Raw genomic sequence first — 15,114 nt, forward strand, 5'->3', positions numbered from 1 at the left:
GCGTCAAGCGGCGAATTGCAGAAAGTTCTCAATCGGCAAATGCAGCGTCTTCCACATGCAGTTCGGCGGCGGGACGGCTGCCCCAATCATCGATCTTTGCGCGCCCTGCCAGCCAAAGTTGCCGCCCGCGCGTTGCGTGAAGCAGCGTTTGCCCCAGTTCGCTTTGCGCAGCGCGAAATGCGATGGCCTTGAACGACCGCCCGTCTGCGCCCGCTGCCACCATGCGGACATGATCGTTGCCCACGATATCGCACTTGATCAGCCGCACCGGCCCTACCGCCACGCGTGGTCCCGGCCAGCCGACGCCGAACGGCCCTGCCGCCTCAAGCGTTTCGATCAGCGATGGCGTTAACCCGCCGGGGCTGAGCGAAAGGTCCAGCAGCAGCGCCTGCGATGCCCGCGCGCTCACCACGTCGCGGGCCAGACGTTCGTCCAGCCAGTCTGCCAGTGCGTTCACACGTTCGGGCTCAATGGTCAGCCCGCAGGCCATGGCATGCCCGCCGCCTGCCACCAGTAGGCCTGCCGCGCGCGCTGCAATGATTGCGGCGCCAAGATCGACCCCGGCAATTGAACGGCCAGAACCTTTGCCCTTGCTAACATGGTCAGGGCCATCTTCCTCTGCATCGAGCGCAATGACTAGCGTTGGCTTGCCGGTCTTTTCCTTGATTCGCCCCGCAACGATGCCGATCACGCCCGGATGCCAGCCACGCCCGGCAACCACCACCACGGCACGGTTGTGCTGGGCTGCGATCTGGGCTTCCGCGGCCTCCTGCACTTCCTGCTCGATCGCGCGGCGCTCTTCATTGAGGCGCGAGAGTTGTGTGGCAATTTCCCGCGCTTCGTCGGGATCTTCGGTGGTTAGCAAGCGGACGCCCAGCGTGGCTTCGCCGACCCGGCCACCGGCGTTGATTCGGGGTCCCAGGGCGAAGCCCAGATCGCTGCAGGTCGGCGCCCGGCTCAGCCTGCTTGCATCAATGAGTGCGGACAGCCCCACATTTTCCCGCCGCGCCATGATTTTGAGCCCTTGGCTGACCAGCGCGCGATTCAGCCCTTTAAGCTGCGCAACATCGGCCACCGTGCCCAGCGCAACCAGATCGAGCAGCGCCATCAGATCAGGCGGTTGCCGTCGGTTCCGCTCAAACCAGCCGCGTGATCGCAATTCGCGCACGATTGCCACAGCCAGCAGGAAGGCCACGCCGACCGCTGCCAGATGCCTGTGCGCTGCGGCCTCGTCGCATTCGTCCAGCCGGTTGGGATTGACCAGCGCAGCGGTCTGTGGAAGCTCGGATGCACATTTGTGGTGGTCCACCACGATCACATCCACACCCTCGGCGGCAGCCATCGCCAGCGCTTCGTGCGCCATCGCCCCGCAGTCCACGGTCACGATCAATTGCGAACCATCCCGTGCCAGCCGCACCAGCGCCTCTCCCGAAGGGCCATAGCCTTCGAGCAGGCGGTCGGGGATGTAATGCCCGGCAGGTAACCCAAGCTCGCGCAAAAGCCGTATGAGCAGAGCCGCGCTCGTGGCCCCGTCAACATCGTAATCGCCGTAGATCGTAATGCGTTCGGCCCGTTCCACGGCTTCAGACAGCCTGCGGGCGGCCACTTCCATATCTCGGAAAATTGACGGATCAGGCAGGAAATCACGCAGGGTCGGGCGGCGGTGCCGTTCAAGATCATCAGCGCTGACGCCGCGAGACAGGAGCAGCTGCGTCACGATGTCGTCACCGGGATTTTCGCCGCGCAGATTGCCGCTGCCGCCGCCGTCATTGGGGCCAAGGTCCATGTTGCCGCCGCGCCAGCGCCACGCTTGGCCGGAAAGGGAATTTGTAATCGCCGTTACTGGAATCATGGCGTTGCGCTATAGCATAGCAGGGCGCACGAAAAGGGCAGGCTGCAGTGCGATTGCGCACGCTCAAGGACTTGTCACCCGGTCATAAGGTTTCATCGTTCTGTACAGGGCAACGCTTGTTCTGTGCTGGTGAGGAGGATGGCGACATGCGCAAGTTCTCGGTTCAATTGGCAGTGAGTGGTCTTGTCCTGACGGGATTTGGTGTCGGCGTTGGTGCGCAGCAGGCCAGCGCCCCGATCGCGCGTTATGAAATGCGTGCAGAAACGGTGTCGGGGATTGGCGGAATGGCAGCAAGCGGAGGAATGGGTGCGGCCATGGCCATGGCCTTTGGCGGTGCGCCAAAAGCCCAGCATATGCTGTGGCTCGATCTCGGTTCCAGCCGTGCCGCAGTTGATGGCAAGCCAAAGGCCGAACACTTCATGCCCGCGGGCGCAAAGCTTGGAAAATCGGTGCTGCTGCGGACATCTGGGCCGGGCAAGTCCGGTCCGCCCGAACCGGGCGAGAAGGATTTTCAGCGCCCTAAAGGCCGCATGCTGATCTTCTGGGGCTGTGGTGAACGCGCGCCCAAGGGCCAGCCTGTCGTGATCGATTTCAGCAAGCTCGCCGCAGGGCAGGTGCCGCCAGGCCTTTTCACGTCCTCAGTGCCGCTGGACCGCATGGTCTCTCCCTCAGCATCAAAAACCTATGGGTACTGGCCAGGAGAGGACGGAAAGTCTGCAAAACCCGATTCCGTGCTGATCGGTGCCCATCGCGTCGCGGGGAATTATTCACCCGAAATAGCATTTACCCTTGCCAAGGATTTCATGGGTCCACTCAATGCTTCGAACACACAGCAGGCCAGTGGATCCACGCTGCTGCGCTGGGAGGCAGTGCCTGATGCGACTGGTTATTATGCCATGATCATCGGTGGGAAGCAGGCCGGGAAGGGGGGCGAAATGTCCGATATGATCTGGTGGTCGTCCAGCGCCAGCCGCCAGTTTGGCGGTGGACTTGGTGATTGGATGGCCCCTGCCACTGTTGCCAGACTGGTGGCGGACAAGACTGTCCTTTCGCCACAGACCAAAACCTGCACAGTCCCTGCCGAGGTCAAGGCTGCAGCGCCTGATTTCATGTACGGCACCTTGCATGCCTATGGGCCTGAGGAATCCTTTGCCTATCCGCCGCGGCCAGCTGATCCAAAGATCAGATGGGTGCCCGAATGGACCGCGCGAATTCGCCATCGTTCCACCACCGGATTTCTGGTTGGCATGGAAGGGATGGGGGCAGGTCCGCAAACTTCAGGTGAACAGGCAAATACCGAATGCAAGCCTAAGAAAAAGAAAGGGTTTGGTGGGCTTCTCGGTGGAGCCATGGCAGGCGCGCTCGGGGTACCAGATGGCCGTGATGATGGGTGCTGATCAGGCATGGTAACGGGGCTGCTGATCATCTGGCATAGCCGCACCGGTGCAGCGCAAGCCATGGCGCAAGCCGCATTCGGGGCGGCGTGCGTCGCGGGCAACTGCCGCATGATAAGCGCGCATGAGGCGGCGGGCGACGATCTGCTGGCGGCGCAGGGCTATGTGTTCTGTTGCCCCGAAAATCTTGGCAGCATGACAGGCATGATGAAGGAGTTCTTTGATCGCACGTACTATCCTCTGCTCGGAAAGATTGAAGGGCGGCCCTATGCGACCATGATTGCAGCGGGATCGGATGGATCGGGCGCAGGGCGGCAGATTGATCGTATTGTCACCGGTTGGCGCCTTCGCCGCATTGCCGATCCGTTGGTGGTGTGTACGAAGGCCCAGTCTCCGGCGGAAATTCTGGCAGAGAAGCAACTTTGTTTCGAGAACCTGCAAAAGTGTCGCGATCTGGGACAGGCAATTTCAGCCGGGCTTGATTTAGGAGTTTTCTGAATTTTTGCGCTTATATGATCCACAGCGAACCTAGCTCTGGTGGTCAGAATCGGGGCTGGCCGGGCAAACCGCTGATGAACAAGGTCGTTACAAGAAGGGACGCACGTGGACGCCAGTTTCCGGTCTGACGGTTGCGCCCCGATTGCTGCGCTCCTTTACGACGCTGCCCTTCTCCCTTCGCTGGAGGATATTCTTGCCGAAGCCGAGCGAAGTGCTGGTTATGCCATATCGCACGAACCATCGTCTGCTGATGGCTGGGTTGAGCTCCTGCGCGACGGTTTGACGTTTGATTTGCATGGCCTGGCAGGTGGTCCGGCCCAGCCCTTCCCGGAATTGCGAGCGGCGGTTGGGCTGGATCGATCCGCTCAGCCTGATCTGGGGGTGTTGACACTGGCGCCCGGGCCGCATTTGGCGGGCGCGCAGCGGATGCTTCCGGTGATCAGAATTATCGCCGATTTGCTGGCAAATCTTGCGCGAATCGGCCCGGCAACTTCGATTGTCTGGCTTCCGGCCAAATTGATGGTCAGGGCAGACCTGTTTGAAAAGGCTGTTCGCCCTTGGCTGCAAGGAGGGCCGTTCCCGGCACCAGCTTTCGTCGCGATTCATGCCAACGCTGAAGGCGGGCTCCGCAGCGAAGGACTTAACTTCTTTATAGAACAGGAATTTTCGATTCTGCCGGCGTCAAACGATAGCGCTGTTTCGCTATCGCGCGTGGCGATCCGGCTGATAGATTGGCTGGTCGCCCATGGGCCTATAAGTAGTCCTACTGAGGCAGTTCTTGCCGGAACGGGAGCAGTCTTTCTTGAGGTGTCGGAAAGTGGCCGTATTCTTGCGCGGTGCAAGTAAGCCGGGATCCTTCGTGCCGTAAGCGGCGCAAGCTACCGTTCGGGAGCGTTAACGTCCCCGGAAACCCGGGCTATTCGCCGGATTTGCAACGCCATCATCTGGTTCCTCGCCAAGTCCTCCAGCTTACCGGCTTGTCGCCTTTCGTCACGCAACTCGGGGTCGAGAGGCTTGGCATTCACGATTTCCGCCGCAACGGCCAGATGCTCCCGGCGTCCGAAGACGTCGCCCGCCGCATCGGTCTGCCGCTGCACCGCGGCCCGCACCGTGCGTATAACGAACTGGTGCTTGAACGTGTTGGCCAGATCGAAGCAGACTGGTCGCGTAACCGACGAAAAGGCGCAGAGGCGGACTATGTGGCGCTGATGCGATTTGATCTTTTGCAGCGCGCCTTGCGGAGGCGCTTCCTTGATCCGCGCAATTGGTCGCGGGTGCCGTTAAACACCCGCGATCCGGCGCTGGACTTCAGCCATCTTGATGAAATGGCTGATCTTTTCTGGTCTGACACAGGTGGCGCACAACACGCAGCCTGAAGTGCACCTAGAAGCACCTAAATGCACCTAGGCGCACCAAGCCTACTTCAAAAAGGGAGCAGAGCTATCTGAGAGCGCCTTGGCCGCGTCGCGATATTCCTGCTCAAGCCGGTCCACCCGAACGGCGACCGGTTCAACCGCTGACACTGCTCCTATCCCTTGTCCCGACCCCCAGATATCCTTCCAGGCTTTCGCCCCGGTGTTGCCGCCCGATCCAAAATTCATTTTGCTCGGATCGCTGACCGGCAGATTGTCCGGGTCCAGTCCGGCATTGACGATCGAGGAGCGCAAGTAGTTGCCGTGGACGCCGGTGAACAGGTTGGAGTAGACGATATCGTCGGCCCTGCTGTCTACGATGGACTGCTTGTATTCGGCATTGGCATTGGCTTCCTCGGTCGCGATCCATGCTGAGCCGATGTATGCAAAGTCTGCCCCAAGTGATTGAGCAGCAAGGATAGATCTACCATGTGCGATTGCGCCAGATAGTGCGACGAGGCCGCTGAACCATTCGCGAATTTCCTGCATCAGCGCGAAGGGGGATTGTGCCCCGGCATGGCCTCCAGCCCCGGCAGCAACGGGCACGAGCCCATCTGCGCCCTTTTCGATGGCCTTGCGGGCGAAGCGATCGTTGATCACATCGTGCAGGACGATCCCGCCCCAGCGATGCGCAGCGGCATAAACATCTTCTCGCGCGCCGAGCGAGGTGATCAGCATCGGCACCTGCCATTTTTCGCACATCGCCATGTCTTCATCGAGGCGGTTGTTGGTCTTGTGGACGATCTGGTTAACCGCGAAGGGTGCCGCCGGGCGATCCGGGTTGGCGCGGTTGTGGGCTGCCAGTTCTTCGGTGATCTGGTGCAGCCATTCATCGAGTTGGCTGATGGGCCGCGCGTTAAGCGACGGGAAGGAGCCGACAATCCCGGCCTTGCACTGCGCGATCACCAGTTCGGGGCACGAGATGATGAACAGCGGTGAAGCGATGACGGGCAGGCGCAAGTTGGCAAATAGTGGGGGCAGGGCCATGTCGGTTCGGTCCTTGATGTTTTAATCGTATGGTTAAACGGCTAAGTCATGCCGTGCAGCTTGTCAAAGGGGTTCAAGCCAACGTGTCCTCGATGCCGTAGAATTTCGCCGCCGTGCCTGCAAAAAGCCCGCGCTTTTCCGTATCGGATGCGCCTTGGGCCAGGCGTTTGAAGGCGTTCCACAGCGTGTTGTAACTCGCGCCCCATTTGTCGACCGGGTAATTGCTCTCAAACATCGCGCGATCCGGGCCGAATGCCTCAATGCAGGTTTCGATATAGGGTCGCCACATGGCCGCCAACGTTTCTGACGAGAGGCCTGCCATCGGGCCGTGATCGGGCAAGCCGCAAAATGCCATGCCGAGGCCGCCAAGCTTGACGCTGACATTGGGGCAGGTGGCAATCGCACGAATGCTTTCACGCCAGATATCAAAGCGTTCGTGCAGTTTGTTAAGATAGATTCCCATGCCGAGCGGCGTGCCGCAATGGTCGAGGCAGATAGGCTGATCGGGAAAGGCACGCGCCAGATCGAGCACATCGCCAAGTTGCGGTTCGAGCACCCATGCGTCAAACGTCAGGCCCATGTCGCCCAGATGGCGGAAGCCTTTGCGGAAGTGGTCCGACAGGTAGAGCTGCGGTGGCGCGTGGAAGGGCGGGCCGAGAACGTCCGGGTCTGCGTCCCAAGCGCCTTGATGGCGGATGCCGCGAAAACGTCCGTTTCCTGCCGCTGCCAGCGCTTCGAGCACGGGCCTTGCGCCGTCTCCCAGCGTGAGGTCGGCGTGGCCGACAATGGCGGAGCAAGGGCGGAAGTTGCCGTAGAGGCCGCTTGCGCCTTGTGCGGCAACGCCGCCTGCAAATTCCACTTCGCCCACCGGCTTCATCGCGGGATCTGCGCCGGCGCGGTAGAAGGCGCCGCATTCCATGTATACCGTGGCGATGACATTGTGCCCGCCGCGCGCGTCGGCCAGCAATTGGTCGAATGTATAATAGGCCGAATGGCTTAGCGTTTCGATGAAGAAATGGCGCGGCTGCGGGAAGGCCGAGATCAGCGGGCGCAAATCCCACAGGTGGTGGTGTGGATCGATGATCGGCAAATCAGGTTCGAGAATCGCTTCTTCGGCTTTATCCTGTTCCATGGCGTCCTGTCCCTTGTTTGCGCCTCTTGCGGGCGTTTTGGGAGTATGGCGTGTGGTTCGGTGGCAGCAAGTGCGATTAATCATTCGATTGAAATGCTGAGCGATTGCGCGAGTTACCCACCCCGCTGCGACTAAATTCGCCTTCGGCTCATTAAGTCTCGCGGCCCTCCCGCTTGCGGGAGGGCCTAGAGTCAGATGACGTTATTACGTTGCGTTCGCTGCGCTCAGAACCGCGCGGACGGAGGCGGTGGCGACGTCTTCGTCAATCCCGACGCCCCAGATGGTGCGGCCATCGGCGGTCTTGCATTCGACATAGGCGGCGGCGCGGGCGTTGCTGCCTGCGCCCATCGCGTGCTCGGTATAGTCGGTCACGTCGATGTCCACGCCGAAGCCGTCTTTGAGCGTAGCGACGACCGAGGAGATCAGCCCGTTGCCCCGGCCCGATACGGTCTGCAATTTGCCATCCACCTCGATTTTGCCCGCAAAGATGCGCGTACCGTCTTGCCCGCGCGTCTCGTCATATTCGACCAATTGCAGGTGCTGTGGTGCATCAAGGCGATAGGCCTTGCGGAAGACGCCCCAGATATCAGCGGCTTGCAGTTCGCGGCCCAGTTCATCGGCCAGTTCCTGCACGTGGCGCGAGAAGTGGGCCTGCATTTTCTTGGGCAGTTTCAGGCCCTGATCCTGTTCGAGCACCCAGGCAAAGCCGCCCTTGCCGGACTGCGAATTGACGCGGATGACCGCTTCGTAGCTGCGGCCAAGGTCCGCCGGGTCAATCGGCAGATAGGGGATGGCCCACAGCTCGTCATTGCGCTGTTCCGCAGCAGCAAAGCCCTTTTTGATCGCGTCCTGATGGCTGCCGGAAAAGGCGGTGAACACCAGCTCGCCACCATAGGGGTGGCGCGGGTGGACGGGCAGTTGGTTGCAGTACTCAACTGTCTGGATAACTTCATCAATGTCTGAGAAATCCAGTTCAGGATCAACGCCTTGTGTGTACAAGTTCAGACCGACTGTAACGAGGCAGCAGTTGCCGGTACGCTCACCGTTGCCGAAAAGGCAGCCCTCAACGCGGTCTGCACCTGCCATCAGGCCGAGTTCAGCCGCAGCAACGCCGGTGCCACGATCATTGTGGGTGTGCAGACTGATCACCGCGCGATCGCGGTTCGGCAGATTGCGGCAGAAGTATTCGATCTGGTCGGCGTAGATGTTGGCTGTCGCCGCCTCAACCGTGGCGGGCAGGTTCAGGATGATGGGCTTTTCAACCGTGGGCTGGAGAATTTCCATTACTGCTTCGCAGCACTCGATGCTGAAATCGAGTTCGGCGGTGGAGAAGGTTTCCGGGCTATATTCGAAGTGCCAGTCGGTCTGCGGGAAGCGCGCTGCCTGATCGCGCAGGAACTTTGCGCCATCCTCAGCAATCTTGCGCACATCGGCCTTGTCCATGCCGAACACGACCTGCCGCCACAGGGGAGACACGGCGTTGTAGACGTGGACGATGGCCTGCTTGGCCCCGGCCAGACTTTCGAACGAGGTCTTGATCAGGTCTTCACGCGACTGGGTGAGCACTTGCACGAAGACGTCATCGGGAATGCGCCCGGCATCGACCAACCCGCGAATGAAATCATACTCGGTCGCGCCAGCGGACGGGAAGCCGACCTCGATTTCCTTGAGGCCGACCCGCAGCAGCAGATCGAAGAAGCGGCTCTTCTTGTCTGCGTCCATCGGATCGATCAGCGACTGGTTGCCATCGCGCATGTCGGTGGAGAGCCAGCGCGGGGCATTGGTGATGGTTTTGCTGGGCCATTGGCGGTTCGGCAGATCAATCTGCGGAAACGGGCGATACTTGGCCGAAGGGTTTTTGAGCATGGTCATGATGGTGAACTCGGATGATCTGGATTTTGCCGGAAGAGTTGCTTCATCCCCTGGGCGCCGTGCGCGCCGGGCAAACCGTGCGCGTCAGCTCACGCCCAAGGGCGGATAAGTCGCAGGGTAAGGTCCAGCCGAGTGTTCATGCGACAAGCCTATGGTGATTCCGTGCGCGCTTGTCCAGAATGTTTGCAAGACAAAAATCGGGAGAGTTGCAAATGTCCGTCGTTCCATTCGTGGTCGATATTCCGCCAGGCGCCATTTCTGACCTGCATTGCCGTCTGGATATGGCGCGGTGGCCGGAGAAGGAGACGGTGGATGACTGGTCGCAAGGGACGCCGCTGGCAGCCTTGCAGGAACTGGTCGCGCACTGGCGCGATGGCTATGACTGGTACGCCTGCCAGCAGATGCTGAACGATTGGGGCATGTTCGAAACCGAGATCGACGGTGTGAAGATCCGGTTCCTGCATGTGCGGTCCCCGCATGAGGGCGCGCGACCGCTGGTGATGACGCATGGCTGGCCGGGATCAATCCTCGAATTTCGCCGCTGCATCGCGCCGCTGACCCGGCCCGAAGAGCACGGCGGGACCGCGGCTGACGCGTTCCATCTCGTGATCCCGTGCCTGCCGGGCTATGGGTTTTCGGGCAAGCCTGCGGTGACGGGCTGGGGCGTTCAGAAGATTGCGCAAGCCTGGGGCGCGCTGATGGCGCGGCTTGGCTATGATAGCTGGTTCGCGCAAGGCGGGGATTGGGGTTCGATTGTCACCACGATGATCGGCGCGATGCCAGTGCCCGGGTGCAAGGGCATTCATCTCAACATGCCGATGGCTGCGCCTTCTGCTGAAGATATGGCCGCGCCCGAACCTGCTGATCTGAAGGCGATGGCCGCGCTGAAGCATTATCAGGATTGGGATTCGGGATATTCCAAGGAGCAATCCACCCGGCCTCAGACGGTGGGGTATGGCCTTGTCGATTCACCGGTCGGGTTGGCCGGATGGATATACGAGAAGATGTGGGCGTGGACCGATCATCAGGGTGCGCCAGAAGATGCGCTGAGCCGGGACGACATGCTCGATAACATCATGCTCTATTGGCTGACCGCATCGGGGGCATCGTCGGCGCGGCTCTATTGGGAGAGCTTTGGCGCGATCACCGGGGTGCAGATCGACATTCCGGTGGCGGCGAGTGCGTTCCCCAAGGAAATCATACCCGCGCCACGCAAGTGGTTTGAGCGGACGTGTTCGCAGCTGGTCTATTGGGGCGAACTTGAGAAAGGCGGGCACTTTGCCGCGTGGGAGCAGCCCGAAGCCTTTGTGAAAGAGCTTCGGGCTGCGTTTTCCCTGATGGGTTAGGGGCTTACTTCTTTTCGAAGGCGGCGGTGATGTCGAGTGCCACTTCGTCCGAGACGAAGGGCAGGCCGTACTTCACGTTGAAGTCCGACCGCTTGATCATGGCCTTGCCGTGGAAGCCAACCGTGGCGGCCTTGCTGAACGGATTGCTGCCCGCACCTGCGAAAGTCGCGTCGATCGTGACCGGCTTGGTTACGCCATTGAGTGTGAGGTTTCCGGTGATCTTGGCGCTCATGCCATCGGCACCGGGGGCGACGCTGGTGGAGACGAACGTGGCATCGGCAGGTGCGGCACCGAAGAAGTCGGCGCTCTTACCCTCGGCGGCAGGCTTGAGCAGGTGGCTGGTAAGGCCTGCGCTGGCCGTGACGACCTTGGATACGGGGATCGTGACTGAGACTTTGGCTGCGGCGGGATTGGCCGGATCGACTGTGAGCGAACCGGTGACGTCACCAAACAGGCCGAAATAGTCGTTGAAGCCGAAATGGTTGACCTTCCACGCGACGAGCGAGTGGCCTGCGTCGGCGGTGTAGGTACCGGCGGCGACGCGCGCCTTGTCAGCCTTGCCGGGAACTTCGGGCATCTGGGCGACCATTGGTGCGGCGGCGGCAACGAGGGCAAGGGGCAACGCGATCTTCAGCGCGCGCGAAATGCGGAACGGAGTGGTCATGGGGGGATCTCCTGAGGGGAAGGAGACTTTGGGATGCCAAAGGCAGACGCGCTTCACAAGGTGGAATTCGTGGGCCTCGTGATAGCAACCGTTTCAACCGCAACGAATAGTCATCAGGTTTCCGACATCGTCGAGTATCAGGTTGATGCGTGAAGGATCATGACCGGTGCTGATCACAGCCCCGGGGCGAATCACGCGGATGCGGTTATGGCCGACAGAGCGGGCGAGGTCACCGTGCAGGGCTGGCGTAAGCACATGGCCAATCAGCCGGCGTGCCTGGCGCAGCCCGCAAGAGTTGTGTCCGGCAAGCCCCATCGTGCGCGCAGGGCTGGCTGATGAGCGTGATTCATCTGCTGCGGCGCCTGCCATGGCAGGCGGCCACATCACGCAGAATGCCGCAGTTGCGGCTATGGCGACCCTTTTTTGTATGTGCTCGTCCTGTGATCTGGATCACATTTTGAGCAGGCGATAACGATTGGCATCGCGGCGTCCAGCCAATTCGTCGTCAAATTTAGGTCATTTGTCGAAGCAGCTTGTTTTCGGCCAAAAAAAGAGGCGGCATGAGGCCGCCTCTTCTCAAAAATCTGGTCCTGAACGGACGCGAGATCAGTTCTTGGTCTGGTCAACCAGCTTGTTTGCACCGATCCAGGGCATCATCGCACGCAGCTTAGCGCCGGTTTCCTCGATCGGGTGACGGCGGGCAAGGCCGCGGGCGGCCTTGAGTTCGGGCTGGCCGGCGCGGTTATCGAGCACGAAGTCCTTGACGAAGCGGCCCGACTGGATGTCGGCCAGAACGCGCTTCATTTCCTTCTTGGTTTCTTCGGTGATGATGCGCGGGCCGGTCTTGATATCGCCGTATTCGGCGGTGTTCGAGATCGAGTAGCGCATGTTGGCGATGCCGCCTTCGTACATCAGATCGACGATCAGCTTCAACTCGTGCAGGCATTCGAAGTAGGCCATTTCCGGCGCGTAGCCAGCTTCGACCAGCGTTTCGAACCCGGCCTGCACCAGCGCGGTGGTGCCACCGCAGAGCACGGCCTGTTCGCCGAACAGATCGGTTTCGCACTCTTCACGGAAGTTGGTTTCGATGATGCCCGAACGGCCGCCGCCGACGCCCGAAGCGTAGGCAAGCGCGACATCATGGGCGTTGCCGGTAACGTTCTGGTGGACGGCGATCAGGCAGGGCACACCGCCGCCCCGCTGGTATTCGCTGCGCACGGTGTGGCCGGGGCCCTTGGGCGCGATCATGATCACGTCGATATCGGCGCGCGCTTCGATCAGGCCGAAGTGGATGTTGAGGCCGTGGGCGAAAGCCATGGCCGCGCCAGGCTTCATGTTGGCGTGGAGGTCATCGGCGTAGATGGCGGCCTGATGCTCATCGGGGGCGAGGATCATCAGCACGTCGGCCCATGCGGCAGCTTCGGCGTTGGGAAGGACCTTGAAGCCTGCCGCTTCGGCCTTCTTGGCGCTGGCCGAGCCGGGGCGCAGCGCGATGGCCACATCCTTGACGCCCGAATCGCGCAGGTTCTGCGCGTGGGCATGGCCTTGCGAGCCATAGCCGAGGATGGCGATCTTCTTGTCCGTGATGAGGTTCAGATCGCAGTCTGCGTCGTAATAGACCTTCATGATGTTCCCAATCTGTCGTGAATTGTTGAAATGGCGGGTGAAAGGTTCAGGCGGCGGTTGCGCCGCGGATCATGCCGACGATGCCGGTGCGACCGACTTCGACAAGGCCGAGTTCCTTCATCAAAGAGACGAAGCTGTCGATCTTTTCGGGCGCGCCGGTCAGTTCGAAAATGAAGCTGGCGGTGGTGGTGTCGACCACTTTGGCGCGGAACACATCGGCAAGGCGTAGTGCCTCGACGCGGTTCTCGCCCTTGCCCGAAACTTTGATCAAGGCCAGTTCGCGTTCGACGAAAGGGCCGATTTCGGTGAGGTCGGTGACCTTGTGCACCGGCACCAGCCGTTCCAACTGGGCACGGATCTGATCGATCACTGGCGGCGGACCATGCGTGACGATCGTGATCCGGCTCAGTTCATGGCCATCGGTGATGTCGGCCACTGTCAGGCTGTCGATGTTGTAGCCACGCGCGGTGAACAGCCCGGCTATCTTGGCCAGAATGCCCGCTTCGTTATCGACGGTGATGGTGAGAACGTGGCGCTCGCGCGCCTCGGTCGGCATATGCATCATTTCGGGGGTCCTCACACCAGCGCCTTGGCTTCATCGTCCATCGTGCCGGCCACTTCATCGCCGTAGAGGATCATGTCGGTATGGGCTGCGCCCGACGGAATCATCGGGAAGCAGTTGGCTTCCTTGGCAACGAGGCAATCGACGAACACCGGGCCATCATGGTCGATCATCGCCTGAATGCCCGCGTCCAGTTCGCTCTCATCGGTGATGCGGATCCCTTTCCAGCCATAGGCTTCGGCCAGCTTCACGAAATCGGGCAGACTGTCGGAATAGGAGTTCGAATAGCGGCTTTCGTAGGTCAGTTCCTGCCACTGGCGGACCATGCCCATCCATTCGTTGTTGAGCACGAAGACCTTCACCGGCAGGCGATATTGCGTGGCAGTGCCCAGTTCCTGGATGTTCATCTGGATCGAGGCATCGCCAGCAATGTCGATCACCAGCGCATCGGGGAAGCCCGCCTGAGCGCCGATGGCGGCGGGAAGGCCATAACCCATCGTGCCAAGGCCGCCCGAAGTGAGCCACTTGTTGGGCTTCATGAAGTGGAAGTACTGCGCCGCCCACATCTGGTGCTGGCCGACCTCGGTGGAGATGATCGGTTCGCGGTGCTTGGTCAGCTCATAGAGCCGTTCAACCGCATATTGCGGCATGATCGCGACGGACTTGCGCGGGTAGGCAAGGCTCTTGCGGCCGCGCCAGCCTTCGATACGGGCGTTCCATGCCGACAGGTCCTGCGCCTTGTAGCCTTTCTGGTGCCAGGCATCGATCAATTGGGCGAGGACTTTGCCGCAATCGCCGATGACGGGCAGATCGACCGCCACGGTCTTGTTGATCGAGGCGCGATCGATGTCGATGTGGATCTTCTTGCTGTCGGGCGAGAAGGCATCGAGACGGCCGGTGACGCGATCATCAAAGCGCGCGCCGATGCAGACCATCAGGTCGGCCTGATTCATCGTCAGGTTGGCTTCATAGGTGCCGTGCATGCCCAGCATACCGAGCCATGCCGGGTGATCCGCGGGGAATGCACCAAGGCCCATCAGCGTGGAGGTGACGGGCGCGCCAGTGAGCGCTTGCAGTTCCTGCAGCAATTGCGCGGCCAATGGGCCGGAATTGATGACGCCGCCGCCGGTGTAGAACACTGGAGCCTTGGCCGCTACGATCATGTCGATGGCTTGCGCGATTTCGGCCGTGCCAGCTTCGGTCTGCGGGTTGTAGCGGTTGCGCTGTTGCGGGGCGTTGCCGTTCCACGGGGCGGAGGCGATCTGCACGTCCTTGGGAATGTCGATCACGACCGGGCCGGGACGGCCTTCGGTAGCGATGCGGAACGCCTCGTCAATGATCGAGGCAAGCTGCGCCGGGTCTTTGACCAGATAGTTATGCTTGGTGCAGTGGCGCGTGATGCCGACGGTATCGGCTTCCTGAAACGCGTCTGACCCGATGAGGCCGGTGGGAACCTGCCCGGTGATGACCACCATCGGGATCGAATCCATGAACGCATCGGCAATACCGGTGACCGCATTGGTCGCGCCCGGGCCGGAGGTGACGAGCACGACGCCGGGCTTGCCGGTGGCGCGGGCATAGCCTTCCGCCGCATGGGCAGCGCCTGCTTCATGCCGGACGAGGATGTGGCGGATGCGTTCATCGCCGAACAGCGCATCATAGATCGGCAGCACTGCGCCGCCGGGATAGCCGAACACGAATTCGACGCCCTTGGCGACAAGGCTTTCGACCAGAATTTCGGCGCCGCTGCGCTCGGTTGTCACGTTGCT

General features: G+C 61.1%; 14 protein-coding genes. 5 read left to right on the forward strand and 9 right to left on the reverse strand.

Features of this window, described 5'->3' with window-relative positions:
- Positions 1–28: 28 nt before the first annotated feature.
- A complete protein-coding gene (gene recJ, locus AC2A1F_RS14755; protein ID WP_484209512.1) occupies positions 29–1,852 on the reverse strand; it encodes a single-stranded-DNA-specific exonuclease RecJ in 1,824 nt (607 codons plus the stop codon).
- A gap of 146 nt (positions 1,853–1,998) precedes the next feature.
- Between recJ and AC2A1F_RS14760 the strand changes: the two genes are divergently transcribed.
- The 4 genes from AC2A1F_RS14760 (at position 1,999) to AC2A1F_RS14775 (ending at position 5,120) form a co-directional block, all read left to right on the forward strand.
- Entirely contained in the window at positions 1,999–3,249 is a 1,251-nt protein-coding gene (locus tag AC2A1F_RS14760; protein WP_484209513.1) for a hypothetical protein, read from the forward strand.
- Positions 3,250–3,255: 6 nt separating this feature from the next.
- A complete protein-coding gene (locus tag AC2A1F_RS14765; RefSeq protein ID WP_484209514.1) occupies positions 3,256–3,744 on the forward strand; it encodes a flavodoxin family protein in 489 nt (162 codons plus the stop codon).
- 279 nt (positions 3,745–4,023) lie between these two features.
- The gene (locus AC2A1F_RS14770) at positions 4,024–4,590 is read left to right on the forward strand and encodes a hypothetical protein (RefSeq protein ID WP_484209515.1); all 567 of its coding nucleotides are present in this window, start codon (positions 4,024–4,026) and stop codon (positions 4,588–4,590) included.
- Complete coding sequence (locus AC2A1F_RS14775) at positions 4,581–5,120, forward strand: AHH domain-containing protein (protein WP_484209516.1); 540 nt, start codon at positions 4,581–4,583, stop codon at positions 5,118–5,120. The genes AC2A1F_RS14770 and AC2A1F_RS14775 overlap by 10 nt, the downstream gene beginning before the upstream one ends.
- Before the next feature lie 42 nt (positions 5,121–5,162).
- Here AC2A1F_RS14775 and AC2A1F_RS14780 read toward each other — a convergent pair whose 3' ends face one another.
- The 3 genes from AC2A1F_RS14780 to leuA all read right to left on the reverse strand — a co-directional run bounded on the left by AC2A1F_RS14780 (position 5,163) and on the right by leuA (position 9,147).
- The gene (locus AC2A1F_RS14780; protein WP_484209517.1) at positions 5,163–6,143 is read right to left on the reverse strand and encodes an NAD(P)H-dependent flavin oxidoreductase; all 981 of its coding nucleotides are present in this window, start codon (positions 6,141–6,143) and stop codon (positions 5,163–5,165) included.
- Positions 6,144–6,216: 73 nt separating this feature from the next.
- Positions 6,217–7,275, reverse strand: a complete 1,059-nt coding sequence (locus tag AC2A1F_RS14785; protein ID WP_484209518.1) for an amidohydrolase family protein — start codon at positions 7,273–7,275, stop codon at positions 6,217–6,219.
- A gap of 204 nt (positions 7,276–7,479) precedes the next feature.
- On the reverse strand, positions 7,480–9,147 hold the full coding sequence (leuA, locus tag AC2A1F_RS14790) for a 2-isopropylmalate synthase (protein WP_484209519.1): 1,668 nt from the start codon (positions 9,145–9,147) through the stop codon (positions 7,480–7,482).
- Between the two features lie 212 nt (positions 9,148–9,359).
- Here leuA and AC2A1F_RS14795 point away from each other — a divergent pair, with 212 nt between their 5' ends.
- Positions 9,360–10,493 carry an epoxide hydrolase family protein gene (locus AC2A1F_RS14795; RefSeq protein WP_484209520.1) on the forward strand — a complete coding sequence of 378 codons (1,134 nt, stop codon included), beginning with the start codon at positions 9,360–9,362 and terminating at the stop codon, positions 10,491–10,493.
- Between the two features lie 4 nt (positions 10,494–10,497).
- Here AC2A1F_RS14795 and AC2A1F_RS14800 read toward each other — a convergent pair whose 3' ends face one another.
- The 5 genes from AC2A1F_RS14800 to ilvB form a co-directional block, all read right to left on the reverse strand.
- The gene (locus AC2A1F_RS14800) at positions 10,498–11,157 is read right to left on the reverse strand and encodes a YceI family protein (protein WP_484209521.1); all 660 of its coding nucleotides are present in this window, start codon (positions 11,155–11,157) and stop codon (positions 10,498–10,500) included.
- Positions 11,158–11,250: 93 nt separating this feature from the next.
- Complete coding sequence (locus AC2A1F_RS14805; protein ID WP_484209522.1) at positions 11,251–11,526, reverse strand: I78 family peptidase inhibitor; 276 nt, start codon at positions 11,524–11,526, stop codon at positions 11,251–11,253.
- A 237-nt stretch (positions 11,527–11,763) separates the two neighbouring features.
- Positions 11,764–12,783: a ketol-acid reductoisomerase gene (gene ilvC, locus AC2A1F_RS14810; RefSeq protein ID WP_484209523.1), complete on the reverse strand. Its 1,020-nt coding sequence runs from the start codon at positions 12,781–12,783 to the stop codon at positions 11,764–11,766.
- Positions 12,784–12,829: 46 nt separating this feature from the next.
- A complete protein-coding gene (gene ilvN / locus AC2A1F_RS14815) occupies positions 12,830–13,345 on the reverse strand; it encodes an acetolactate synthase small subunit (RefSeq protein WP_484209610.1) in 516 nt (171 codons plus the stop codon).
- A gap of 14 nt (positions 13,346–13,359) precedes the next feature.
- Positions 13,360–15,108 (reverse strand): biosynthetic-type acetolactate synthase large subunit, encoded by a 1,749-nt coding sequence (ilvB, locus tag AC2A1F_RS14820; RefSeq protein ID WP_484209524.1) that lies wholly within the window; start codon positions 15,106–15,108, stop codon positions 13,360–13,362.
- Between the last annotated feature and the right edge of the window lie 6 nt (positions 15,109–15,114).

This window comes from Novosphingobium sp. HNCC26BN242 (genome assembly GCF_057180525.1).

What these genes read in the sequence shown, in the direction of transcription:
- AC2A1F_RS14800 (WP_484209521.1), bottom strand. Translation starts at nt 11,157, where the DNA reads ATGACCACTCCGTTCCGCATTTCGCGCGCGCTGAAGATCGCGTTGCCC.
- recJ (WP_484209512.1), bottom strand. Translation starts at nt 1,852, where the DNA reads ATGATTCCAGTAACGGCGATTACAAATTCCCTTTCCGGCCAAGCGTGG.
- AC2A1F_RS14765 (WP_484209514.1), top strand. Translation starts at nt 3,256, where the DNA reads ATGGTAACGGGGCTGCTGATCATCTGGCATAGCCGCACCGGTGCAGCG.
- AC2A1F_RS14805 (WP_484209522.1), bottom strand. Translation starts at nt 11,526, where the DNA reads ATGGCAGGCGCCGCAGCAGATGAATCACGCTCATCAGCCAGCCCTGCG.
- AC2A1F_RS14795 (WP_484209520.1), top strand. Translation starts at nt 9,360, where the DNA reads ATGTCCGTCGTTCCATTCGTGGTCGATATTCCGCCAGGCGCCATTTCT.
- leuA (WP_484209519.1), bottom strand. Translation starts at nt 9,147, where the DNA reads ATGACCATGCTCAAAAACCCTTCGGCCAAGTATCGCCCGTTTCCGCAG.
- AC2A1F_RS14760 (WP_484209513.1), top strand. Translation starts at nt 1,999, where the DNA reads ATGCGCAAGTTCTCGGTTCAATTGGCAGTGAGTGGTCTTGTCCTGACG.
- AC2A1F_RS14785 (WP_484209518.1), bottom strand. Translation starts at nt 7,275, where the DNA reads ATGGAACAGGATAAAGCCGAAGAAGCGATTCTCGAACCTGATTTGCCG.
- ilvC (WP_484209523.1), bottom strand. Translation starts at nt 12,783, where the DNA reads ATGAAGGTCTATTACGACGCAGACTGCGATCTGAACCTCATCACGGAC.
- AC2A1F_RS14780 (WP_484209517.1), bottom strand. Translation starts at nt 6,143, where the DNA reads ATGGCCCTGCCCCCACTATTTGCCAACTTGCGCCTGCCCGTCATCGCT.
- ilvN (WP_484209610.1), bottom strand. Translation starts at nt 13,345, where the DNA reads ATGCATATGCCGACCGAGGCGCGCGAGCGCCACGTTCTCACCATCACC.